This is a genomic window from Roseburia sp. CLA-AA-H209, from assembly GCF_020687575.1.
In the GTDB taxonomy this organism is placed as follows: Bacteria; Bacillota; Clostridia; order Lachnospirales; family Lachnospiraceae; genus Roseburia_C; species Roseburia_C amylophila.
In genome coordinates, this window is record NZ_JAJEQU010000024.1 from 1 (window position 1) to 22,748 (window position 22,748).

At 36.9% G+C, this 22,748-nt stretch carries 22 protein-coding genes and 1 tRNA gene; 10 read left to right on the top strand and 13 right to left on the bottom strand.

What is annotated here, in order from left to right; translation table 11 throughout:
* Positions 1-178: 178 nt before the first annotated feature.
* The 12 genes from LKD41_RS14520 to dnaA all read right to left on the bottom strand — a co-directional run bounded on the left by LKD41_RS14520 (position 179) and on the right by dnaA (position 12,379).
* A tRNA-Ser gene (locus LKD41_RS14520) sits at positions 179-266 on the bottom strand.
* Between the two features lie 126 nt (positions 267-392).
* Positions 393-950, bottom strand: coding sequence for a Fe-S-containing hydro-lyase (locus LKD41_RS14525; RefSeq protein WP_117842284.1), 558 nt, complete (start codon positions 948-950; stop codon positions 393-395).
* Positions 951-1,010: 60 nt separating this feature from the next.
* A complete protein-coding gene (locus LKD41_RS14530) occupies positions 1,011-1,523 on the bottom strand; it encodes a GNAT family N-acetyltransferase (RefSeq protein WP_227701571.1) in 513 nt (170 codons plus the stop codon).
* Between the two features lies 1 nt (position 1,524).
* Positions 1,525-2,370 (bottom strand): fumarate hydratase, encoded by an 846-nt coding sequence (locus LKD41_RS14535; RefSeq protein WP_227701572.1) that lies wholly within the window; start codon positions 2,368-2,370, stop codon positions 1,525-1,527.
* A gap of 11 nt (positions 2,371-2,381) precedes the next feature.
* On the bottom strand, positions 2,382-2,882 hold the full coding sequence (locus LKD41_RS14540; protein WP_227701573.1) for a hypothetical protein: 501 nt from the start codon (positions 2,880-2,882) through the stop codon (positions 2,382-2,384).
* A gap of 6 nt (positions 2,883-2,888) precedes the next feature.
* Positions 2,889-3,692, bottom strand: a complete 804-nt coding sequence (locus LKD41_RS14545) for a putative ABC transporter permease (protein ID WP_022242288.1) — start codon at positions 3,690-3,692, stop codon at positions 2,889-2,891.
* 74 nt (positions 3,693-3,766) lie between these two features.
* Positions 3,767-6,361 (bottom strand): DNA gyrase subunit A, encoded by a 2,595-nt coding sequence (gene gyrA, locus LKD41_RS14550; RefSeq protein ID WP_227701574.1) that lies wholly within the window; start codon positions 6,359-6,361, stop codon positions 3,767-3,769.
* Positions 6,362-6,373: 12 nt separating this feature from the next.
* Entirely contained in the window at positions 6,374-8,290 is a 1,917-nt protein-coding gene (gene gyrB / locus LKD41_RS14555) for a DNA topoisomerase (ATP-hydrolyzing) subunit B (RefSeq protein ID WP_117947860.1), read from the bottom strand.
* A gap of 27 nt (positions 8,291-8,317) precedes the next feature.
* On the bottom strand, positions 8,318-9,409 hold the full coding sequence (gene recF / locus LKD41_RS14560) for a DNA replication/repair protein RecF (protein WP_022242291.1): 1,092 nt from the start codon (positions 9,407-9,409) through the stop codon (positions 8,318-8,320).
* On the bottom strand, positions 9,406-9,615 hold the full coding sequence (locus LKD41_RS14565; protein WP_022242292.1) for an RNA-binding S4 domain-containing protein: 210 nt from the start codon (positions 9,613-9,615) through the stop codon (positions 9,406-9,408). The genes recF and LKD41_RS14565 overlap by 4 nt, the downstream gene beginning before the upstream one ends.
* 29 nt (positions 9,616-9,644) lie before the next feature.
* The gene (gene dnaN, locus LKD41_RS14570; RefSeq protein ID WP_227701575.1) at positions 9,645-10,757 is read right to left on the bottom strand and encodes a DNA polymerase III subunit beta; all 1,113 of its coding nucleotides are present in this window, start codon (positions 10,755-10,757) and stop codon (positions 9,645-9,647) included.
* Positions 10,758-11,029: 272 nt separating this feature from the next.
* Positions 11,030-12,379, bottom strand: a complete 1,350-nt coding sequence (gene dnaA, locus LKD41_RS14575; protein ID WP_117699376.1) for a chromosomal replication initiator protein DnaA — start codon at positions 12,377-12,379, stop codon at positions 11,030-11,032.
* 478 nt (positions 12,380-12,857) lie between these two features.
* On the opposite strand from dnaA, the gene rpmH reads away from it, so the two are divergent.
* The 8 genes from rpmH (at position 12,858) to rsmG (ending at position 19,706) form a co-directional block, all read left to right on the top strand.
* Positions 12,858-13,001, top strand: a complete 144-nt coding sequence (rpmH, locus tag LKD41_RS14580) for a 50S ribosomal protein L34 (protein ID WP_022242295.1) — start codon at positions 12,858-12,860, stop codon at positions 12,999-13,001.
* Between the two features lie 57 nt (positions 13,002-13,058).
* Positions 13,059-13,382, top strand: coding sequence for a ribonuclease P protein component (gene rnpA, locus LKD41_RS14585; RefSeq protein ID WP_022242296.1), 324 nt, complete (start codon positions 13,059-13,061; stop codon positions 13,380-13,382).
* Between the two features lie 24 nt (positions 13,383-13,406).
* Entirely contained in the window at positions 13,407-13,622 is a 216-nt protein-coding gene (gene yidD / locus LKD41_RS14590; RefSeq protein WP_022242297.1) for a membrane protein insertion efficiency factor YidD, read from the top strand.
* Between the two features lie 16 nt (positions 13,623-13,638).
* Complete coding sequence (locus LKD41_RS14595; RefSeq protein WP_227701576.1) at positions 13,639-14,910, top strand: YidC/Oxa1 family membrane protein insertase; 1,272 nt, start codon at positions 13,639-13,641, stop codon at positions 14,908-14,910.
* 15 nt (positions 14,911-14,925) lie between these two features.
* Positions 14,926-15,549 (top strand): RNA-binding cell elongation regulator Jag/EloR, encoded by a 624-nt coding sequence (jag, locus tag LKD41_RS14600; protein ID WP_022242299.1) that lies wholly within the window; start codon positions 14,926-14,928, stop codon positions 15,547-15,549.
* 119 nt (positions 15,550-15,668) lie between these two features.
* Positions 15,669-17,054 (top strand): tRNA uridine-5-carboxymethylaminomethyl(34) synthesis GTPase MnmE, encoded by a 1,386-nt coding sequence (gene mnmE / locus LKD41_RS14605; protein WP_227701577.1) that lies wholly within the window; start codon positions 15,669-15,671, stop codon positions 17,052-17,054.
* A gap of 30 nt (positions 17,055-17,084) precedes the next feature.
* Positions 17,085-18,962: a tRNA uridine-5-carboxymethylaminomethyl(34) synthesis enzyme MnmG gene (gene mnmG / locus LKD41_RS14610; RefSeq protein WP_227701578.1), complete on the top strand. Its 1,878-nt coding sequence runs from the start codon at positions 17,085-17,087 to the stop codon at positions 18,960-18,962.
* Between the two features lie 21 nt (positions 18,963-18,983).
* Positions 18,984-19,706, top strand: a complete 723-nt coding sequence (rsmG, locus tag LKD41_RS14615; protein ID WP_227701579.1) for a 16S rRNA (guanine(527)-N(7))-methyltransferase RsmG — start codon at positions 18,984-18,986, stop codon at positions 19,704-19,706.
* A 243-nt stretch (positions 19,707-19,949) separates the two neighbouring features.
* Here the strand turns inward: rsmG and LKD41_RS14620 are convergent, their stop codons facing one another.
* The gene (locus tag LKD41_RS14620) at positions 19,950-20,894 is read right to left on the bottom strand and encodes an alpha/beta fold hydrolase (RefSeq protein WP_227701580.1); all 945 of its coding nucleotides are present in this window, start codon (positions 20,892-20,894) and stop codon (positions 19,950-19,952) included.
* A gap of 152 nt (positions 20,895-21,046) precedes the next feature.
* Here LKD41_RS14620 and LKD41_RS14625 point away from each other — a divergent pair, with 152 nt between their 5' ends.
* Complete coding sequence (locus tag LKD41_RS14625; RefSeq protein ID WP_227701581.1) at positions 21,047-22,069, top strand: sensor histidine kinase; 1,023 nt, start codon at positions 21,047-21,049, stop codon at positions 22,067-22,069.
* Positions 22,062-22,715, top strand: coding sequence for a response regulator (locus LKD41_RS14630; RefSeq protein WP_227701582.1), 654 nt, complete (start codon positions 22,062-22,064; stop codon positions 22,713-22,715). Before LKD41_RS14625 ends, LKD41_RS14630 begins: the two co-directional genes overlap by 8 nt.
* Positions 22,716-22,748: the final 33 nt, after the last annotated feature.

Genomic DNA, 22,748 nt, shown 5'->3' on the forward strand with positions numbered 1-22,748 from the left:
ATGATTTTGTAATCTTTTGATTACGTTTTTCTCAAAATCTTTCAAGGTTATTTCACTGTTCAGTTATCAAGGTTCTTTATTGTATCTCTCAGACACAACTCATTTAGTATAACATCTTATTTCTTATCTGTCAACAACTTTTCCCAAAAAAAATAAATTTCTTTATCTTTGGAAAAAGCGGAGAAAGAGGGATTTGAACCCTCGCGCCGGTTGCCCGACCTACACCCTTAGCAGGGGCGCCTCTTCAGCCTCTTGAGTATTTCTCCATATCTGAACTTTCCAAATAAATATGATGTTGTCTGCGTACATGACGCATAGATAATAATACTAAAACTATTTCACTTTGTCAATCACAAATTCAAATTATTTTTCACTTATTTTTTTAGAGCATTTTAAAGCTGGATTTTCTTATATTTTTCTATTGCTGTTTCATAGAGGTTATTGCCATCTCTGTCTATCACAACTATTACTGGGAAGTCTTTTACTTCCAGCTTGCGGATGGCTTCCGCTCCCAAATCTTCATAACAGACAATTTCTGATTTGGTAATACATTTAGAAAGAAGTGCGCCTGCCCCGCCGATTGCTGCAAAGTATACTGCTTTATTACGGATGATGGCATCTATGACTTCTTTGGAACGTTTTCCTTTTCCAATCATTGCCTTTTCACCCAAATCCAATAGGGTTGGTGCATACTTATCCATACGGGTTGCAGTGGTCGGACCTGCGGAACCGATTGGTCTTCCCTCTCTTGCCGGTGATGGTCCCATATAATAGATTGTGGAATCTAAAATGTCTATCGGAAGTTCTTCTCCTCTTTCTAAGACTTCCATCATTCTCTTGTGGGCTGCATCTCTTGCCACATAAATCGTTCCTGTTATATATACATAATCTCCTGCATGAAGCTCTGCTGTCTTTTCTTCTGTTATCGGTGTTGTAATATATTTATCCATTCTATCACCTGTTCTTTCTATAATAAATAATGATATTTACCAGCTTTTATAATAAATCTATTATAATTCCTTTTCGTAGCACCACCAGTCTTCTCCATAAAGATCCGATTCACCACATTTTGTAAAATTCAATTTCTGATAGGAACGCATTGCCCGTTCATTTGTCTTACTTACCAGAAAATGCACACCTTTCATGCCACTTTTTTTTAATTCTTCCATGGTCTTTTGAATCATAACGCGTGCCATTCCACGATTCTGTTCTGTCTCTCTTATGACAAGACGAGCCAGCTCCGCAGATGGCTCTAACTGCTTCGACCAGCAGGTTAATGCATTTACTTCCGTATCTTCATCAATTGAAATTGCTCCGGCTATTTTATGGGCATTATCTTCTATTATAAATAATGCCTGATTTGCAAAATCTTTTGCAATGGTCTCCCGGCTTGGATATGTTTCATCCCAGGTGCAGCCTTCTGTTCCCATGGCACTCTGATATAAAGACAGTATTTCTTCTGTGTTTTCCGGATGTGCCATTTTAAAATGATATTCTTTTCCTTCTATTACAATTGCGTTCATTCTAAATCTCCCTTACCACATGTCTGTTTACATGACAGCAGATGTTCACTGCCACCGGAAGTCCTGCTATATGTGTCGGGTATGTATTGATGTTTACCTTTAAGGCTGTAGTTGTTCCGCCTAATCCGCCCGGTCCGATGCCTAACTGGTTGATTTTATCTAACATTTCTATTTCCAGATTTTTTACATAAGGTATTTCAGAATATGAATCTACACTTCTGGTTAATGCTTTTTTTGCAAGAATCGCACATTTTTCAAAGGTGCCTCCGATTCCAACGCCTACTACCATTGGCGGGCAGGCATTTGGACCTGCATCAGCTACTGCAGTCATGATGGCATTTTTAACACCTTCGATTCCTTCTGCAGGCTTCAACATGAAGACGCGGCTCATATTTTCACTGCCGAATCCCTTTGGTGCAACAGTCATTTTCACTTTATCGCCTGGCACAATGGAATAATGTATAACTGCCGGAGTATTATCTTTGGTATTTTCACGAATCAGTGGGTCTTTTACGACGGATTTCCGAAGATATCCTTCCACATATCCCTGACGCACTCCTTCATTAATGGCATCTTCTATAGAATCACCTTCGAAATGAACATCCTGTCCAACTTCAATAAATACCACTGCCATTCCGGTATCCTGACAAATCGGAATCTGCTCTTTATCTGCAATTTCAAGATTATCCTGTAACTGATTTAATATTTTCTGTCCTAGTTCAGATTCTTCCGTTGCAGCCGCATTTTTCATTGCTGCATCCATATCCCTGGATAAATAATAATTTGCTTCAATGCACATTTCTTTGATATTTTCTGTTATTTCACTTGTTTTTACTGTTCTTATCATTTCTGTCTCCTTTAATGCATCTGTACTTCCGGTAAAATCTCATCGATATCCATATAGTATTTTTTAAAATTATCCGGTCTTGTATAAATTTTTACCATATTATTTTTCATCATTCCCGCCGGATAAAAGAAAATGTTGCGGCTGTGAAATGTATGAATGCAGCCATTTATATCCTGATATCTGGCATATATCACATAAGGGCATCTGCCATTTACGTTTACATTATAATTCATATCTATATTTGAAATTTCTGCCATAATGTAATAGCCGTTATCTACAATTTTCTTTAAGCTGCTTTTATTATTGTAATGCAATATCAAAAAAATGACACCAATCAGAAAAAAGAATAGTCCGGTTCCGCCAAAGATGAGTCCTAATATTTTAAAGGCTTCCTCTTTACCGGACTGTGTCAGAAAAAGGATTCCCATTATTAAAAAGACAGAACCCAGCCCTGCAAATATCCATCCTATTATCATGATTGCGCTTATCCCTGTTTTTATTTTCGGTTTCATATTTTCCTACTTTCTTATATTGATTTTCTTTAATTTCTGCAAAATCTCGTTATGATGTTTTGATTTCATATCCGGGAATGCTTTCATCAGACGGCTGGATACTGCATTCTTTTTGGATAAAAGTTCATCATATTTATGACGCAGATTTTCGAGTTTTTCTATCTTTTCTGCATGCTCTTCTTTAAATTCTGCAGATTTTTCCAGTGCTTCTTCTACATTTTCATAAATATTTTCACCAATCTGGTTGGACAATACTTTAATTTTTGCTGCAATATCATCCATTACCTTTAACCTGCGGTTGAACTTCACAATAGTAGATACCGTTACTACTACGTCAATGGCAAATCCGGTCATTATAATTATAAGTAATACCACCCCCACAATATGCGGTATCAGATGAATGAATCCGTAAATAATCGGATGAATAATCAGCATAATAAAGGTACATGCCAATCCCCAGAAAATTGAAAATTTCAGACATACATATCCCATTATATTAAAGGGTTTATCCGAGTAATCCCACCATTTATTATGAAATACTTTTTCCATTACGAATCCTGTTATAAATTCCAGAACTGATGTTAATAGGAAGGAACCTAAATATAATATCAGTAAATTTTTCTTTAATGGTGTCAGTAACACAACCACGATTAATACTCCACATCCGTAAATTGGACAGTACGGTCCGTTCAAAAATCCCCTGTTTACAAAGATTCCCCTATCCAATGCTGCATATGATACTTCGCTGCACCATCCGATAAATGCATAAATAATAAAAATCCATAGTACTTCATAAAATGTCTGTGGCATCTTTAATCCCCCATTATTTTTTGAAAGGGCGAAATCATGATACAGTGATTCCGCCCTCTTTTTTATAAAGTTTTTTATTCTTCTTCGCTATCCTGCTCTGCGCGGTTAATTAATTCACCAAGCTCCTTGGATATCAGCTCTTCCTCCGATGCTGATGCATCTTCATCTTCTTCTACAATAACACCCTCTGGCTGTTTCGGCTCCGGAATATCATTTTCCATAATTGATTTATCTTCTTTTACCTTAGCCATGCTGGCTACAGTTACTCCGTCATTTACATTAATCAGTTTTACTCCGGATGTTACTCTGCCCAAAAGTGCTGTTCCATTTACCGGAATCCGAATAATGATTCCTTCTGTGGTAATCAGCATTATTTCGTTATCCTGATTTACGGCTTTAACACCAATGATATTACCGGTCTTCTCGGTAATCTTGTAGCACTTCACGCCTTTACCGCCACGGTTCTGTGGTGAGAATTCAGACATCAGGGTACATTTTCCAAGACCTTTTTCAGATACAATCATCAGTGCATCACCCTGGGTATTTAACTGCATTCCTACGACTTTGTCGCTGTCTGCTAAATTCATACCGATAACACCCATGGATACACGACCGGTGCTTCTTACATCTGTTTCATGGAAACGGATACACTGGCCATATTTGGTTACTAAGATGATATCTTTATTGTTATCTGTCTTCTTTACTTCAATCAGTTCATCATCATCACGAAGGTTAATTGCTGCAAGACCTGTCTTACGGACATTTGCATATTCGCAGATTGGTGTCTTCTTCACAATACCATTCTTGGTTGCCATAAAGAGGTATTCACCTTCTTTGTATTCCTTAATCGGAATAACTGCGGTAATTTTCTCACCCGGCTGAAGCTGAAGCAGATTAATAATTGCGGTTCCTCTGGCTGTTCTTCCTGCCTCCGGAATTTCGTATGCTTTCATACGATATACTTTTCCGCTGTTGGTAAAGAACATCAGATAATGATGGGAAGTTGTCATGAGAAGTTCTTCGATATAATCGTTCTCAATGGTCTCCATTCCCTTAATTCCTTTACCACCACGATGCTGGCTGCGGAAATTATCTACGCTCATGCGCTTGATATATCCTAATTTTGTCATGGTGATTACCGTATTGGTTACCGGAATCAGATCTTCCATGGAAATGTCATATTCGTCAAATCCGATAGATGTTCTTCTTTCGTCTCCATACTTATCTGCAATCAGAAGAATTTCTTCTCTGATAACACCAAGAAGCTTCTTCTCATCTGCAAGGATTGCTTTTAATTCTGCGATTCTTGCTACTAATTCCTTATATTCATTTTCAATTTTCTCGCGTTCCAAACCTGTCAGTGCACGCAGACGCATATCTACAATAGCCTGTGCCTGTGCATCGCTGAGTCCGAAGCGGTTCATTAATTTTTCTTTTGCTTCCGGTGTTGTCTTACTTCCACGGATAATGGAAATTACTTCATCAATATGGTCTAAGGCAATCAGTAAACCCTCTAACAGATGAGCTCTTTCTTCTGCCTTGTTTAAATCATATTTCGTTCTTCTTGTTACAACTTCCTTCTGATGCATCAAATAGTAGTTTAACATATCAAGAAGATTTAAGACTTTCGGCTGATTATTTACCAGTGCCAGCATAATAACACCAAAAGTGTCCTGTAACTGGGTATGTTTATATAACAGATTTAATACTACGTTTGGATTTACATCACGACGCAGCTCAATACAGATTCTCATACCCTGACGGTCTGATTCATCACGTAAATCTGTGATTCCATCAATTTTCTTATCTCTTACCAGCTCTGCAATCTTTTCGATGAGTCGGGCTTTATTTACCATATATGGAAGCTCTGTCACAATAATACGGTTCTTTCCATTGTTCATCGGCTCAATATTGGTAACTGCACGGACACGAATCTTTCCACGGCCGGTACGGTATGCTTCGTTGATTCCGGTTGTACCAAGAATCATTCCACCGGTTGGAAAATCAGGTCCTTTTACAATATCTAATAACTCTTCAATATCGGTTCCACGATTCTGCTCTACTTCATTATCAATGATTTTTACTACTGCATTGATAACTTCTCTTAAGTTATGTGGCGGAATATTGGTTGCCATACCTACCGCAATACCAGTTGTACCATTTACTAAAAGATTTGGAAATCTTGATGGCAGTACAACAGGCTCTTTCTCGGTCTCATCAAAGTTTGGCATGAAATCAACGGTATCTTTATTAATATCAGCAAGCATTTCCATGGAAATCTTAGAAAGTCTTGCTTCAGTATATCGCATTGCTGCAGCTCCGTCACCGTCTACGGAACCGAAGTTACCATGACCATCTACCAATGGATATCTGGTAGACCAGTCCTGTGCCATATTTACCAATGCTCCATAGATTGAGCTGTCTCCGTGTGGGTGATATTTACCCATGGTATCTCCGACAATACGGGCACATTTTCTATGTGGCTTATCCGGACCGTTGTTCAACTCTATCATGGAAAACAGTACACGTCTCTGTACCGGTTTCAGACCATCCCTTACATCCGGCAAAGCCCGGGCTGCAATTACACTCATGGCATAGTCTATATAGGATGTTTCCATCGTTTTCTTTAAGTCTACGTCATGTATCTGGTCAAATATCTTGTCATCCATCTATTCTTCCTCCTAGATATCCAGGTTCTGGACATACTTCGCATTTGCTTCAATAAAATCACGTCTTGGTTCTACTTTATCACCCATTAAGGTATTGAATGTTACATCAATTTCAGATGCTTCTTCTTCATCCATTACAACACGACGTAAGATTCTCTTCTCAGGATCCATGGTTGTCTCCCAAAGCTGCTCGGCATCCATTTCTCCTAATCCTTTGTATCGCTGAATCTTGTTATTACCGTCTCGTCCAATCTCTTTTAAGATATTGTTGAGCTGTTCATCGCTGTAGGCATACCAGACATTTTTATTTTTCTCGATCTTATAAAGTGGCGGCTGTGCCAGATATACATAGCCCTGTTTGATTAATTCCGGCATGAAACGATAAATGAAAGTAAGCATCAGGGTACTGATATGGGCACCATCCACATCGGCATCGGTCATAATAATAATCTTATGATATCTTAATTTACTGATATCAAAATCTTCATGAATACCGGTACCAAATGCTGTAATCATGGCTTTAATCTCAGCATTTCCGTAAATTTTATCAAGTCTTGCTTTCTCTACATTCAAAATCTTTCCACGAAGTGGAAGAATTGCCTGGGTTGCACGGCTTCTTGCAGTCTTTGCGGAACCGCCGGCGGAATCTCCCTCGACGATGAAAATTTCGCAGTTTTTCGGATCTTTATCAGAACAGTCTGCTAATTTTCCAGGAAGTGAGGTTCCTTCTAATGCAGTCTTTCTTCTGGTTAAATCTCTTGCTTTTCTCGCTGCCTCTCTTGCACGCTGTGCCAGAAGTGATTTTTCACAAATGGTCTTTGCAACCTGAGGATTCTGCTCTAAAAAGTATGTAAGCTGCTCACTTACTACGCTGTCTACGGCTCCTCTTGCTTCACTGTTACCAAGCTTCTGCTTGGTCTGTCCCTCAAACTGAGGCTCTTCAATCTTAATACTTACAATAGCAGTTAAACCTTCACGGATATCATCACCGGAAAGTGCCGGCTCAGAATCCTTTAAAATCTTATTCGCCCGCGCATATTCATTAAAAGTTTTGGTAAGCGCATTACGGAAACCTGCCAGATGTGTTCCACCCTCCGGCGTGATGATGTTATTGACAAAGCTGTACGTAGCTTCGTTATATGCATCGTTATGCTGCATAGCAACTTCAACAAGAACCCCGTTTTTCTCACCTTCACAATAAATAACCTCCGGATACAATGCTTCCTTGCTCTTATTTAAGTAAGTTACAAATTCCTTAATACCGCCTTCATAATGGAATACCCGTTCTTTTACAGGCTCTTCCCTGTCATCACGAAGTGTAATCCTAAGATTCTTTGTCAGGAATGCAGTCTCTCTTAAACGCTGCTTTAATGTATCAAAATCATATACGGTTTCTTCGAAAATGCTTCCGTCCGGAGAAAAGGTTACAGTAGTACCGGTTTTATTTATATCACATTTTCCGACTTCCTTCAGTGGATACATAGTATGTCCACGTTCATAACGTTGTTTATAAATCTTTCCATCGTGGAAAATCTGTACTTCCAGCCAGTTAGAAAGTGCATTTACAACGGATGCTCCTACACCATGTAATCCACCGGATACCTTATATCCTCCACCGCCGAATTTTCCGCCGGCATGCAATACAGTAAATACTACTTCTACCGCAGGAATACCTGCTTTGTGGTTAATTCCTACCGGAATTCCACGTCCATCATCTTCTACGGTAATGGAATTGTCTTTATTAATCGTAACGATAATATGGGTACAATAACCTGCCAGTGCTTCGTCGACAGAGTTATCCACAATTTCATATACCAGATGGTGAAGTCCTCTCACAGAGGTACTTCCAATATACATTCCAGGTCTCTTTCTTACTGCTTCCAAACCTTCCAAAATCTGAATTTGGTCTGCTCCGTATTCCGTACTCATCTGTATTCCTCCTATTCACGGATTATTTTACATTTCATTTTTTTCACTTACTGTTCCGCTTATGACTTCAAATATTTTATCAATCTGGAAGCGGTTTCTTACAAATTCATCCAGACCGGTACAGGTAATGACCGTCTGAATATCATGTATACTGTTAAGCAGATAATTCTGCCTGTTACTGTCCAGTTCGGAAAGCACATCATCTAAAAGAAGTACCGGTGTATCATGGATACATCTTTTCACCAGCTCTATCTCTGATAATTTCAGTGATAAAGCAGAAGTTCTCTGCTGTCCCTGGGAACCGAATTTACGGATATCGATATCTCCGATAAAAAAGGAAATATCATCTCTGTGGGGTCCCACGGAGGTACTGCAGTATTTTCTGTCCTTTTCCTTCGCCCGGTTTAATTCATCTTCAAAAAAAGCTTCTTCGATATCCGGTTCATACGTCAGCGTCAGCTGCTCCCTGCCACCGGAAATGCTTTCATGGATGCCTCGGACAATTTCATTTAATTCTTCTACAAATCTCCGGCGCCGGCTGATAATCCGCCTGCCGTAAGAAATGAGCTGCATATCCCACACGGATAACGTATTTTCCAAATCCGGATGAAATACCATATCTTTTAACAGCTTATTGCGCTGATTTAAAACTTTATTATACTTGGTCAAATCAGAAAGATAAATTTTATCCAGCTGGCAGATTTCCGAATCTAAAAATCTTCTGCGCTCGGAAGGACCATTTTTGATAATATTTAAATCCTCCGGTGAGAAAAATACCATATTCAGCACACCGAAAAGCTCACTTGCCTTGCGGATTGGCACACCATTAATGGCAATTCCCTTGGAACGGTTCTTCTTCAGATGCATATCAATCTGATAACTCATCTGATTTTTTTCTACCATAGTACGGATATGTGCCTCATTTTCACCAAAACGAATCATTTCTTTATCGCGGCTTCCCTTATGGGATTTCGTTGTTCCGCTGACATAAATGGATTCTAATATATTGGTCTTTCCCTGGGCATTGTCCCCATATAAAATATTGGTTCCACCGTCAAGATTCAGATTTAACTCTTCATAATTACGGAAATTCTTAAGTTCAATGGACTTTATTATCATTTTACAATCTTTATGGTTTCGCCCAAAGCTTCCACTACATCTCCATCATATAATTTCTTGCCACGCTGTACTTCAACTTCGCCATTTACCTTAACTTTTTCATCTAATATTACAAGCTTTGCAGTGACTCCGGAGTCTACGACTCCGGCGGCTTTTAACGCCTGTCCCAGCTTAATATATTCATCCCGCAGCTTAATTTCCTGCATGATTGCCTCTCTTCCTGCCTCTGCAAATCCTAGTTTGCAGCTGCATTAAAGTTTACCGGAAGAATCAGATAGATAAAGGTCTCATTTTCATCCCGGATAAAACATGGTGCCTTTGGATTTACCATATAAAGAGTTACTTCTTCTTCATCAATGACACGAAGGGCATCGATAAAGAATTTAGGATTGAATCCAATTAAAATATCTTTTCCATCTTTGGTAATATCAATTTCTTCATTCATGGAACCAATGAAAGAATTGATTTTTAATTCCATCTTATCATCTGTTATATTCATGATAATCGGCTTCTTATCTCCCTCTTTTACTAAAAGGGTAGCACGGTCGATACAGTCTAATAATTCACGTTTGTTGATCTTAACCTTTGTCTCATAATCAGAAGAAAGCATCTGTTCAATCTTAAAATACTCGCCTTCAATCAGACGGGAAACAACGGTGGTATTGCCAAATTCAAATACAATATGGTTGTCTGATAAATACATGCTGACATCTTCGTCAGCATTTCCCGGGAGAATCTTGCTGATTTCCTGTAAAGTCTTTCCAGGAACAACCACTTTCTTATGCTCATAATTATTTTTCAGTTCTATATTACGGATTGAAATACGGTGGCCATCCAGTGATACAACCTTTAAGCTGTTCTCATTAATTTCAAATAATTCTCCTGTCATCAGCTTATTATTGTCATTATCTGCAATAGAAAAGATTGTCTGGCGGATTACTTCTTTTAAAGTAAACTGTGAAATGCTGATTTCTTCATTTCTTTCAATATATGGAATATAAGAAAAATCTTCACCGGATTTTCCAATGATATTGAATTTTGCTTTTTCACAGGTAATGGTTGTCTTAAAGGAAGAGTCTGTTTCGATTACAACTTCATTGTCAGGAAGCTTTCTTACGATATCAGAAAAAACTTTTGCATCCAATGCGATAATTCCTCTTTCTTCAATCTCTCCTTCTATTTTTGTTTCGATTCCAAGTTCCATATCATTGGCAGTTAATTTAATCTCACCGGCAGAAGCATCTATTAAGATACATTCTAAGATAGCCATGGTCGTTCTGATTGGTACGGCTTTGGAAACAATGTTTACACCATAAAGTAAATTTGATTTTGAACAGATGATTTTCATGTTGTTCATAACTCCTTTCGACATATATAAATATAATATTTAAAAAGAAATTAAACGTCTTATTCTTAGGGGATGTTAATAAGTGAATAACCTCTGCAACCCTTAATTCATAAGCATTTAAAAGAATTTTGTTACTGTATAACCTGTTTAAATGACTGCGGATTGTGTCTTAATAAAAAGTGAATAAATTTTTATGTAAAGTTAACATAATTAGTTATCCAAAGCCATTCCACAGCTAGTTCACAAATTATAAACAGAACCCTGTGCATAAATTAATTTGGGTTAATTTTTTTCTTAATGGTATTTAAGAGATTTACGGTTGCTTCATTCGTCTGTAATTCAGCTTCTACCTTATTAATACCATGAATTACGGTAGAATGATCTCTTCCTCCTAAGAGTTCTCCGATATTTTCTAAGGAAACCCCAGTCATATTTTTGCAAAGATACATGGCAATCTGTCTCGGCTTTGCAATATCGTTGCTGCGGCTTTTAGAAATCATCTGCTCTTTTGTAATATGGAAATGTTCGCATACCACATCAATAATAAGCTGTGGAGTAATCTCCCTTGGCTTGTCCGGAGAAATAATATTCTGAAGCTCTTTCATGGCTACTTCCATGGTAATCTCAGTCTGTTCGAGATTGGAGTAGGCAAGCAGTTTATTTAAAGCACCTTCCAGTTCCCTGATATTAGACTTAATATTAGTAGCAATGTATTTTAAAATTTCATCATCTAAATGGAAATTATCCATTTCTTCTTTTCTTCGCAGAATTGCCATTCTGGTTTCATAATCCGGAGAACCGATGTCAGCAGTCAGACCGCATTCAAAACGGGAGCGGATACGTTCTTCTAATGTTTCCATATCCTTTGGCGGCTTATCAGAAGAAATAACAATCTGCTTCTTAGCAAGATAAAGCTCATTAAAGGTATGGAAAAATTCTTCCTGTGTACTTTCTTTTCCTATAATAAACTGGATATCGTCGATTAAAAGTACATCGATATTACGATATTTCTCACGGAATTTTGTCATAGCTGTATTATTGCCATTTCGGATGGCTTCAATCAGTTCATTGGTAAAAGTTTCCGAAGAAACGTATAAAATCTTCACATCTGGATTATTGGACTGGATAAAATGTGCGATGGAATGCATCAAATGCGTTTTACCAAGTCCTACGCCTCCATATAAAAAGAGTGGGTTATAGACTTCTCCCGGAGATTCTGCAACAGCCAGTGAAGCTGCATGAGCCAGTTTGTTATTATTTCCAACAACAAAAGTATCGAAGGTATAGTTTGGATTCAAACTGGATTTGTCAATACTTTCTGTATTTACGAAAGCCATCGGTTTCGGTGTACGCATGGATTTTGCCTGCTCCGGCAGTACAAATTCGATTTCGTAATCCTTTCCAATAATTTCAGCGACTGCTACTTTAATAGGAAGAGTGTATTTCTTGGTAATGTAGTTAAGCCCCATCTGTTCGTCCGGTACCAGTATGTATAAAGTATTGTCTTTGACATCAAATACCTTAAGTGGTTCCAACCAGGTTTTAAAAGAAATGTCAGTAAGTTCATGCTCTTCCTTGACAGTTCTTAAAATTTCTTCCCATTTTTCAATGATCTGTTCCATAAAAATCTCCATGTTTCTATTATTTAAGCTTTTTAAAGCTTCTCATATTTATAGCATTATATAGAATCCTACTCTTTTAATAATAAACTAAATGGGGCAAATTATCAATGAGAACTTTTAAAGGTATAGGTGATAAGCCTAATGTGAATAAAGTGGATAAAAAAGCCTTTATTTTAGCGGAAAAAGCTATTCAAAATTAAGGCAAAGTCATTTTAATAACAAGTTATCCTTAAATTATCTACAGGTTATGCACAGGTTATGAACAATTGTGGATAACCTGTGCATAAAATTTTGATATATAAATTTTATGGTATGGAAGGAAGAAAATGGATACTAGATATAGATTAAAAATAGTTTCTTCCTTATATATATAGTAGTGTAAAAATTAATTACCGAAAAATGCAGGTTTTACTTGACTTGACAGGTTTTTTTGTTATAATTGTACTGATGTTTTCTAGCATAGAGGAGGTGGATTATTATGCATAAAGGTAAGATGACATTTCAGCCAAAAAACAGACAGAGAAATAAAGTTCATGGTTTTCGTAAAAGAATGAGTACAGCAGGCGGAAGAAAAGTATTGGCTGCAAGAAGATTAAAAGGAAGAAAGAAATTATCAGCATAGGCCACAACTTTTGTGGTCTTTTTCTTCTTATTACAAGACTTTTTTAAGGATTGAAAAATGGACTCATTGAAGAAAAACAAAGATTTCCAGAATGTATATCGCAATGGTAAGTCTTATGCGGACAAGTATCTGGTGATGTATGTTCTGGAAAATGGTTTGGAATCGAATCGAATTGGAATCTCCGTCAGTAAAAAAGTAGGAAATAGTGTAGTAAGACATCATCTGACGAGATTATTAAGAGAAAGTTACAGACTGCACGAAGAGATGTTTCATAGTGGTTGGGACATTGTAGTCATCGTAAGGGTGTCAGCAAAAAATGAAGGTTATCACAAGTTAAAGAGTTCATTGCTGCATCTTTCGAATCTTCATGGAATTATTTAAAGATAATATCGAAAAGAAGATGGAATGATTTTGAAAAAAATTTTAATTGCAATCATTAAATTTTATAGAAAATATCTTTCACCAATGAAAACAACAAAGTGCCCTTATTGCCCGACCTGTTCTACTTATGGTCTGATTGCCGTGGAAAAGTATGGTGCAGTAAAGGGGGGAGCACTGGCTCTCTGGAGGATATTAAGATGTAATCCTTTTTCAAAAGGCGGATATGACCCGGTTCCATGATTAGGAGGTACGTTAAGTGTCAGAAATCATTTTAACTCAGTACAATGGTAAGATTCTCGGACCGATTGCGAAGGTCTTAGGATGGATTATGAATGGAATCTATTATGTGCTGAACAGTTTGTTTGGAATAGAAAATATCGGACTTTGCATCATTATCTTAACTTTGATTATTTATGCATGTCTTTTTCCATTAACCTATAAACAGCAGAAGTTTTCAAAGCTTTCACAGAAAATGAATCCAGAACTTCAAGCTATCCAGAAAAAATATAAAAACAAGAGAGACCAGGTATCCATGCAGAAGATGCAGGAAGAGACACAGATGGTTTACCAGAAATATGGTGTTTCACCGACCGGAAGCTGTATCCAGATGTTAATCCAGATGCCGATTCTGTTTGCTTTATATCGTGTATTCTTAAATGTACCGGCATATGTACCGGCTGTAAAAGAGAAGTTTTCTGTTCTTGTTACAGAGATTATGTCTATCGACGGCTTTGCAGATAAGATGACAAGCTTTGTTGATAAAATTAAAATTGCAGGATTATCTGTTGATTTTACTGCAACGGATACAAATGTTCTTCATAATTATATTGTTGATGTTTTATATAAGATGAATACTTCCGGATGGAGTGAGTTAAAAAACGTATTTGGTAATCTTACTAATCTGGATGCAACTGAGAAATCCTTAGAGAAGTTAAACTATTTCCTTGGTCTTAACATTTCAAACAGCCCATGGAATATTATGACAACAGGCTTTAAGTCAGGAGCTTATTTACTTGCAATCGGTGCATTACTGATTCCGGTTATTTCTTTCCTGACACAGAGATTAAATATCAAATTAATGCCTACCGCTTCTACCGGTGAAAATGATGCAATGGCACAGCAGATGAAAACCATGAACCTTATGATGCCATTATTCTCATTTGTAATGTGTTTCACTGTACCGGTTGGTCTTGGTATTTACTGGATTGCCAGTGCTTTGGTTCGTAGTATCCAGCAGTGGGGTATTAACAAACGTCTTGATAAGATGGACTGGGATGCTGTTATGAAAGCTAATCAGGAAAAAGCGAAAGCAAAGCGTGAAAAGAAAATGGGTCTGATTGAAAATCAGATTGCTAATGCAGCAAAGATGAGTACAAAAGCAAATGTTATTGAATCAGGTACTATGACAAAAGAAGAAAAGGAAGAAGCTTTAGAGCATGCAGCAGAGGTAAGAGGCAATGCAAAAGCAGGAAGCCTTGCCTCAAAAGCTAACAGAGTACGTGAATTCAATGAAAGAAACAATAAATAGAGGGGGTAATATACAATGGAATTTATTGAAGTTTCAGCAAAAACAGTGGATGATGCAATTACAGAGGCTTCGATTAAGCTTGGAACTACCAGTGATAAGATTGAGGTAGAAGTTATTGAGAAGGGCTCTACCGGATTTCTTGGTATCAAGAGTAAACCTGCAATCATCAAGGCACGGAAGAAGAATGATACGGTAGATAATATCCGTGAGTTTTTGGAAAATGTATTTTCTGCTATGAATATGGAAGTTACCATTGACATTAAGAAAGCAGAAGATGATAAGGTTTATGAAGTAGAATTAAGCGGCAAAGAAATGGGACTGCTGATTGGCAAGAGAGGTCAGACTTTAGATTCTCTTCAGTATCTTACAAATCTTGCTGTTAATAAACATTCGGATGGATATATCAAAGTTAAGCTTGATACCGAAGATTACCGCCAGAGAAGAAAAGATACTCTGGAAAATCTTGCAAAGAATATTGCATATAAGGTTAAGAGAACAAAACGTCCGGTATCTTTAGAGCCAATGAATCCATTTGAAAGAAGAGTGATTCATTCTGCATTGCAGGGTGACAGATATGTAGAAACTCACAGCGAGGGAGAAGAACCTTTCCGTCATGTAGTTGTTACATTAAAAAAATAATTTAAAAATTTTATAAGAAAATGATTTCATAAGAGTTATAAAATGATATAATTATACCGTTTTATAACTCTTATATATTACACAGATAATATAAGAATTCTTATATTAAGGAGATTTCTATGAAAACAGAGACTATTGCAGCAATTGCTTCCGCCATGACGAATTCAGGAATTGGAATTATCCGTATCAGTGGAGAAGATGCTTTTGATGTAATTGATAAGATATACCGGCCAAAAAAAGGAAACAAGCTTTTATCACAGTGCAAGAGTCATACGATTCATTATGGCCATATTTATGATGAAGATGAAATAATAGATGAAGTAATGGTTCTTCTGATGCGGGCACCGAACAGTTATACCAGAGAAGATACAGTAGAAATTGACTGCCATGGTGGAACACTTGTGATGCGGCGTATTTTAGAAGTAGTGCTGAAAAATGGAGCAAGACCGGCAGAACCGGGAGAGTTTACCAAGCGTGCATTTTTGAATGGTCGTATTGATTTAAGCCAGGCTGAATCTGTCATGGATGTCATTTCTTCAAAAAATGATTTTGCATTGAAAAGCTCCATGCAGCAGTTAAACGGAGCTCTTACAGGGAAAATCAAAGAAATTCGTGGTAAAATCATACATGAGATTGCATTTATTGAGTCTGCTTTAGACGATCCGGAGCATATCAGTATTGATGGATATGGAGAGAATCTTCTTATTATAATAGAGAAACTGATGCAGAAGATGAATCAGATGATTGCTTCTTCGGAAAATGGCAGCCTTTTAAAGGAAGGTATTAATACAGTGATCGTCGGAAAGCCGAATGCCGGAAAATCTTCTTTATTAAATGCGCTGGTAGGAAGAGAGCGGGCAATTGTAACGGATATTGCTGGAACTACCCGTGATGTATTGGAAGAGCAGATTAATTTAAATGGCATTACGCTTAATATCATGGATACCGCTGGAATCAGAAGTACTGAGGATGTGGTAGAGAAAATTGGTGTGGATAAAGCATTATCCCTTGTGGATAAAGCTGATTTTATTATCTATGTAGTGGATACTTCTACTGCATTGGATGAAAATGACGAAAAGATTATAGATGCCATCCGGGAGAAGAAAGCCATTATTTTATTGAACAAATCTGATTTAATCCAGGTAACCGGAGAAGATGAAATCAAAGAAAAATTATCCGGTGCAGATCATAAGATGATAGCTATTTCTGCAAAAGAAAATCTTGGAATTGATGTATTAGAAGAAACAATTACGGAAATGTTTTTCCATGGAACGATTTCATTTAACGATGAAGTATATATTACTAACATTAGACATAAAAACGCATTGATTCAGGCAGTAGAGAGCTTAAAGTTAGTAAAACAGAGTGTAGAAAATGGAATGCCGGAAGATTTTTATTCCATTGATCTTATGAATGCTTATGAAGAACTGGGTACTATTATCGGAGAAGCAGTAGAAGATGATCTGGTTAATGAGATTTTCAGTAAATTCTGTATGGGTAAATAATTATATTTAGATAGAAAGAAGGATAACGAAATGTCGGTAATCGAAGAGACATATGATGTGTGTGTGGTTGGAGCAGGCCATGCAGGTTGTGAAGCAGCACTTGCCTGTGCCAGAATGGGACTTGAAACCATTATATTTACAGTAAGTGTAGACAGTATTGCGATGATGCCTTGTAATCCTAACATTGGTGGAAGCTCCAAGGGACATCTGGTTCGTGAAATTGATGCTCTGGGTGGACAAATGGGAATTAATATTGATAAAACATTTATTCAGTCGAAGATGTTAAATAAATCTAAGGGTCCTGCAGTGCATTCTCTTCGTGCCCAGGCAGATAAGGCGTCTTATAGTATGGAAATGCGGAAAACGCTGCAGTCTACTGAACATCTTACCATAAGACAGGCGGAAGTATCTGAAATTATCACAGAAGATAATAAGATTGCCGGCATTAAAACATTTTCCGGAGCAATTTATCACAGTAAGGCTGTTGTATTGTGTACCGGAACTTATCTTCGGGCAAGATGTCTCTATGGAGATGTGATTAATTATACAGGACCGAATGGGTTACAGCCTGCTAATCATCTTACAGATTCTTTAAAAGCCCATGGAGTAGAAATGTTCCGCTTTAAGACGGGAACTCCGGCAAGAATGGATAAGAATAGTATTGATTTCAGTAAAATGACCGAGCAGACCGGCGATGAGAGAGTAGTACCATTTTCCTTTACTACAGACCCGGAAAGTGTTCAGATAGAGCAGGCATCCTGCTGGCTTACCTATACAAATCCGAAAACTCATGAGATTATCCGTGCAAATCTCGACCGTTCACCAATCTATGCTGGTGTTATTGAAGGAACGGGTCCTAGATATTGCCCCTCCATTGAGGATAAAGTGGTAAAATTCGCCGATAAGGAAAGACATCAGGTATTTTTGGAGCCGGAAGGCTTAAATACCAATGAAATGTATGTCGGTGGAATGAGCAGTTCCCTGCCAGAGGATGTTCAATATGAAATGTATCATACGGTTCCGGGACTGGAGCATGCGAAGATTGTAAGAAATGCATATGCTATTGAGTACGACTGTATCAATCCAAACCAGTTGTTACCTACGCTGGAGTTTAAGAATATCAAGGGATTGTTCAGCGGCGGCCAGTTTAACGGAAGTTCCGGTTATGAAGAAGCTGCAGCCCAGGGTATTGTTGCTGGAATCAATGCAGCTTTATATGTAAAAGAGAAGGAACAGCTTGTATTGCATCGTTCCGAGTCCTATATCGGAGTGTTAATCGATGATCTGGTTACAAAGGAGAATCATGAGCCATATCGGATGATGACATCCCGTGCCGAGTATCGTTTATTACTGCGTCAGGATAATGCAGACCTTCGTCTTAGTAAATATGGTTATCAGGTCGGACTCATTTCTCAGGAAAGATATGACTGGGTAGTAAAAAAAGAAAAATTAATTCAGGATGAAATAAACCGGGTAGAGTCAGTAACAATCGGTGCTAAAGAGAATGTGCAGAAGCTATTAGAGGAATATGGAAGTACTCCTTTGAATACCGGAACCCGTCTTACCGAACTGATTCGCAGACCGGAACTGGATTATGAAAAACTGGCTCCAATTGATGAAGGCAGACCGGAGCTTCCGGAAGAAGTACAGGAACAGGTTAATATTAATATTAAGTATGATGGATATATCAAACGTCAGATTAAACAGGTGGAGCATTTTAAAAAATTAGAAAATAAGAAAATTCCGGATGATTTTGATTACGATGCAGTAGACAGCCTTCGTATCGAAGCAAGACAGAAGTTAAAGCTTTATCGTCCGGTTTCCATTGGACAGGCTTCAAGAATCTCCGGTGTATCACCTGCAGATATTACGATGTTGTTAGTCTATATGGAACAGATAAAAAAATAGGAAGAAGAATGAGGATATCTTATGGCATATGATTTTACAAAAATGAGAAATATTCTATCAGATTGGAATTTAGAACTTACTGCAGAGAAAGAGCAACAGTTCCTGACTTTCTATGAAATGCTGGTAGAAAAGAATAAAGTAATGAATCTTACTGCAATTACAGAATTTGAGGATGTTGTTGAGAAACATTTTTTAGACAGTATTTCTCTTTGCCAGGTGATGGACTTAAAGAAGCCGCTTACTTTATTGGATTTGGGAACTGGAGCCGGTTTTCCTGGAATCCCACTTAAGATTATGTTTCCGGAGCTTAAGATTACTCTGGCGGATTCCTTGAATAAAAGGTTATTATTCTTAAATGAAGTTATAGAAGCACTTAATCTGAAGGATATTGAAACGGTTCATGGAAGAGCAGAGGAGCTTTCTAAAAGAAAAGATTATCGGGAATCATTTGATTTATGTGTTTCTAGAGCAGTTGCTAATTTATCCACATTAAGTGAATATTGCCTACCATTTATCCACACAAGCGGCAAATTTATCTCTTATAAGTCTGGAGAGGTGGACGATGAGCTGAAGGATGCAAAGAAGGCAGTTTTCGTGCTGGGCGGCGAGATAGAGGATGTAATTCATTTTACACTGCCGGATAGTGACATTAAACGTTCTTTTGTGGTAATTAATAAGGTTCATGCGACACCAAAAGCATATCCACGTAAGGCTGGAACTCCATCAAAAAGCCCTTTAAAGTAAAAATTAAAATTAGATTAAACTACGGGAAACATGTTTGGTTCCTTCTTTTCTATCATAATTTTTCTCGCTAGTTGCGTAAACTACGAGAAACACGCTTTGCGAGTTTCTCGAGTTATCGCGGTGCTCGCCAAATCTGCATGCAAGCATGCGATTTTTCTCGCTACTCGCGTAAATAAAAAGGATAACAAATTTTCGTTTGTTATCCTTTAAAGATTTATACGTTGTTTTCAATGACTGGTTTTATTATTGTAAGAACATTAAAACAATATCTTTAAATTTATCCGGCGTTTCAAGCTGGGGAAGATATCTGGAATTGGAGATGTAGGTTGCTTCAATATTCTTATTTAAGTGAAGATATTTTTCTATAATAGCTACGGCATTATTTCTTTCTCTACTGGAAATGATGTAGAGATTGTCTGCTTTTTTCACAGCATTGGTGATATCAATATTGACATAATTTCCTTTGGTGCTGGCAAGCAGATATTTTCCGGCACTGTTTCCTTTGTGTGCAGATTCAAAGTAAGTATCTTCCAATTTGGATGAAAGGAATGTTTTCTTGAAGAAATATTTACTTTCAATGTAATTGCGAATTCTCTTGTGATGCATAATCAGGTTATAGATAAAGGTACCAAGAATTGGAATCTCTAAAATAGTTTTGGCAGCTTTTGTCTCTTTCGTAGGCATTTCCTTGATGATATTGATGTCAGATGGATTAACCAGAATAATTTTTTTAAAGTTATCCGGCTCCATTGTCTGTGCCATAATGACAAAAGAAGAAGAAATACCAGTTACGACTATATTTGCCGCTTCTTTTACAATGTCGTGGATAAAATTATTAATTAACTGTACGTATAGGAAGTTGGTATAGGTAATACCCGGTTTTTCAGAACGACCGCAGCCAAGCAGGTCGATAGTGTAGACGGTATGTTTCTTTTCCAGACGGTGTACAATCTTACTCCATTCTTTGGCGGAAGAAGCAGGATTCAGTTCATGAATCAGAATAACCGGAGTTCCTTTACCGGAAACAGTATAGAAGATGTCACCATTTTTCCAGTGATATATATTTCCTTCTTCGGTAGTTAAAAGATTTTTTTGTCCTGCAGTATAATCTACAATTCGATTTATAATATACATGCCGGTAACAGCAGTAGTAGTGATGCCGATTACTTTTTTCAGATTCCTGTTCATCGTAATTCCTCCCTAAAGTTTATGATACTTTTATTATAAACAAAAATATGCTGCTTTACAATTAAAATCATAGAATAAGACTTTTCAGATAGAAAAAAATAGTTTACAATTACTATGTATACCACATAAGAACATATGTTCTAGGAGGGGCTATGATTAGAGAATATCTGGAGAAAATTCAGAAGGAACTGATAGATCAAAAGAGAGAGACAGAAAAGAAAATTATTTCTTTAGAAAATACAGAAAAAGAAAATATAAAATTTATTGAACTTCTGGATGAAATAAATGATCCAAATTATGAAGCGTTTACTCCAAGAACAGTGAATGCCCGTAATAAGGAAAAAATTAATGAGCTAAAAGTACAGCAGAAAAATATTATCAAAGAAAAGTCTGAATTACAGAACAAGTTATATGATGTACAACGTCGTTTGGAAGAGTGTCAATCTATTATTCAATGTGAGAGGGAAAAGGAGACAATTGCCCAGCAATATCAGGAAGAAGATAATGCAGAATATAAGATTCAGTTATTAGAAGCACAGGAAATGGAGCGACAGCGCATTGCGAGAGATTTACATGATTCTACAGTACAGGATCTTACCAGTATGCTTCATAAGATAGAACTTTCTATGCGTGTAATGGATATGGATTCGCAGCGTTGTAAAATGGAATTATCAAATGTACTTGATAATATTCGCAATGTGATAAGCAATACAAGGAAAATGATATATAACCTCAGACCAATGTCAATAGATGATATAGGAATAGATGTAACACTGAAACATGCTATTGCAAAAATTGAGCAGGAGTGGAACCGGAAGATAGAATATATTATAATAGGAAAACCGTTTCACGTGAAACCTGTTGTTGCATTGTCTTTATTAAGAATTATGCAGGAGGCATGCACGAATGCATTGAAGTATGCTGATGCAAAAGAAATATGTGTTGTATTAGAATATACTGAAAATGATATTTCACTTGTAATTGAAGATGATGGTATTGGATTTAATACAAAAAAGAAAGTTGCAAAAACAAAAAATTCCGGTTTTGGTTTATCTATTATGAAAGAAAGAGTTCATCTTTTATCAGGTGAGATTCAGATAAAAAGTGAAGAAGGAAAGGGTACTACAATAAGTATTCGTGTACCAAACTTTGTCGAGGAGGAAGAAAATGAGTAAAGTGAAAGATAAAATAGAAATAATCATAGCAGATGATCATATGATGATTCGGGAAGGCTTGAAACAATTACTGGAACTGGATGGTACGATGAAAGTAATTGCAGAGGCAAATGATGGTGAAGAATGTCTGAATTTATTAAATAAGAAGATTCATCCAGATATACTTTTATTAGATATAAATATGCCTAAGAAAAATGGTATTGAAGTATTAGAATATATTAAACAGAATAAAATCCCAGTAAAGGTATTGATATTAACAGTTCACAATGAAGTCGAATATTTATTGAAAGCTGTTGATATCGGCATTGATGGATATTTATTAAAGGATTCCAGTTATGATGAATTAAAAGAAGCAATTGATGTGGTTATTTCTGGAAATACTTATATTCAACCAAGTCTTCTTCCTGCATTAAATGAAAGTATGGAAGATTATGCTTTAGATAAAGAAAGAATAGAATGTCTGACTAAGAGAGAACTAGATGTACTTCGATTGATTTCAGAAGGATGTAGCAATAAGAAAATATCTGATGAGTTGACAATCAGTGAACGAACAGTAAAAAATCATATTTCCCATATATTTAGAAAAATAGATGTGGAAGATAGAACACAGGCTGCAGTATTCGCTATTCGAAATAAGATAAGTTAGAATAAATAGTAATTGATATACAACATAATAGAG

Bases quoted from the DNA above. Each gene is read 5' to 3' on its own strand.
- LKD41_RS14565 (WP_022242292.1), bottom strand. From the start codon at position 9,615: ATGCAGGAAATTAAGCTGCGGGATGAATATATTAAGCTGGGACAGGCG.
- mnmE (WP_227701577.1), top strand. From the start codon at position 15,669: ATGAAAACAGAGACTATTGCAGCAATTGCTTCCGCCATGACGAATTCA.
- dnaA (WP_117699376.1), bottom strand. From the start codon at position 12,379: ATGGAACAGATCATTGAAAAATGGGAAGAAATTTTAAGAACTGTCAAG.
- gyrA (WP_227701574.1), bottom strand. From the start codon at position 6,361: ATGGATGACAAGATATTTGACCAGATACATGACGTAGACTTAAAGAAA.
- gyrB (WP_117947860.1), bottom strand. From the start codon at position 8,290: ATGAGTACGGAATACGGAGCAGACCAAATTCAGATTTTGGAAGGTTTG.
- LKD41_RS14625 (WP_227701581.1), top strand. From the start codon at position 21,047: ATGATTAGAGAATATCTGGAGAAAATTCAGAAGGAACTGATAGATCAA.
- LKD41_RS14530 (WP_227701571.1), bottom strand. From the start codon at position 1,523: ATGAACGCAATTGTAATAGAAGGAAAAGAATATCATTTTAAAATGGCA.
- recF (WP_022242291.1), bottom strand. From the start codon at position 9,409: ATGATAATAAAGTCCATTGAACTTAAGAATTTCCGTAATTATGAAGAG.
- dnaN (WP_227701575.1), bottom strand. From the start codon at position 10,757: ATGAAAATCATCTGTTCAAAATCAAATTTACTTTATGGTGTAAACATT.
- mnmG (WP_227701578.1), top strand. From the start codon at position 17,085: ATGTCGGTAATCGAAGAGACATATGATGTGTGTGTGGTTGGAGCAGGC.
- LKD41_RS14525 (WP_117842284.1), bottom strand. From the start codon at position 950: ATGGATAAATATATTACAACACCGATAACAGAAGAAAAGACAGCAGAG.
- LKD41_RS14545 (WP_022242288.1), bottom strand. From the start codon at position 3,692: ATGCCACAGACATTTTATGAAGTACTATGGATTTTTATTATTTATGCA.
- rnpA (WP_022242296.1), top strand. From the start codon at position 13,059: ATGGACTCATTGAAGAAAAACAAAGATTTCCAGAATGTATATCGCAAT.
- rpmH (WP_022242295.1), top strand. From the start codon at position 12,858: ATGCATAAAGGTAAGATGACATTTCAGCCAAAAAACAGACAGAGAAAT.
- LKD41_RS14620 (WP_227701580.1), bottom strand. From the start codon at position 20,894: ATGAACAGGAATCTGAAAAAAGTAATCGGCATCACTACTACTGCTGTT.
- LKD41_RS14630 (WP_227701582.1), top strand. From the start codon at position 22,062: ATGAGTAAAGTGAAAGATAAAATAGAAATAATCATAGCAGATGATCAT.
- jag (WP_022242299.1), top strand. From the start codon at position 14,926: ATGGAATTTATTGAAGTTTCAGCAAAAACAGTGGATGATGCAATTACA.
- LKD41_RS14535 (WP_227701572.1), bottom strand. From the start codon at position 2,370: ATGATAAGAACAGTAAAAACAAGTGAAATAACAGAAAATATCAAAGAA.
- LKD41_RS14540 (WP_227701573.1), bottom strand. From the start codon at position 2,882: ATGAAACCGAAAATAAAAACAGGGATAAGCGCAATCATGATAATAGGA.
- yidD (WP_022242297.1), top strand. From the start codon at position 13,407: ATGATTTTGAAAAAAATTTTAATTGCAATCATTAAATTTTATAGAAAA.
- rsmG (WP_227701579.1), top strand. From the start codon at position 18,984: ATGGCATATGATTTTACAAAAATGAGAAATATTCTATCAGATTGGAAT.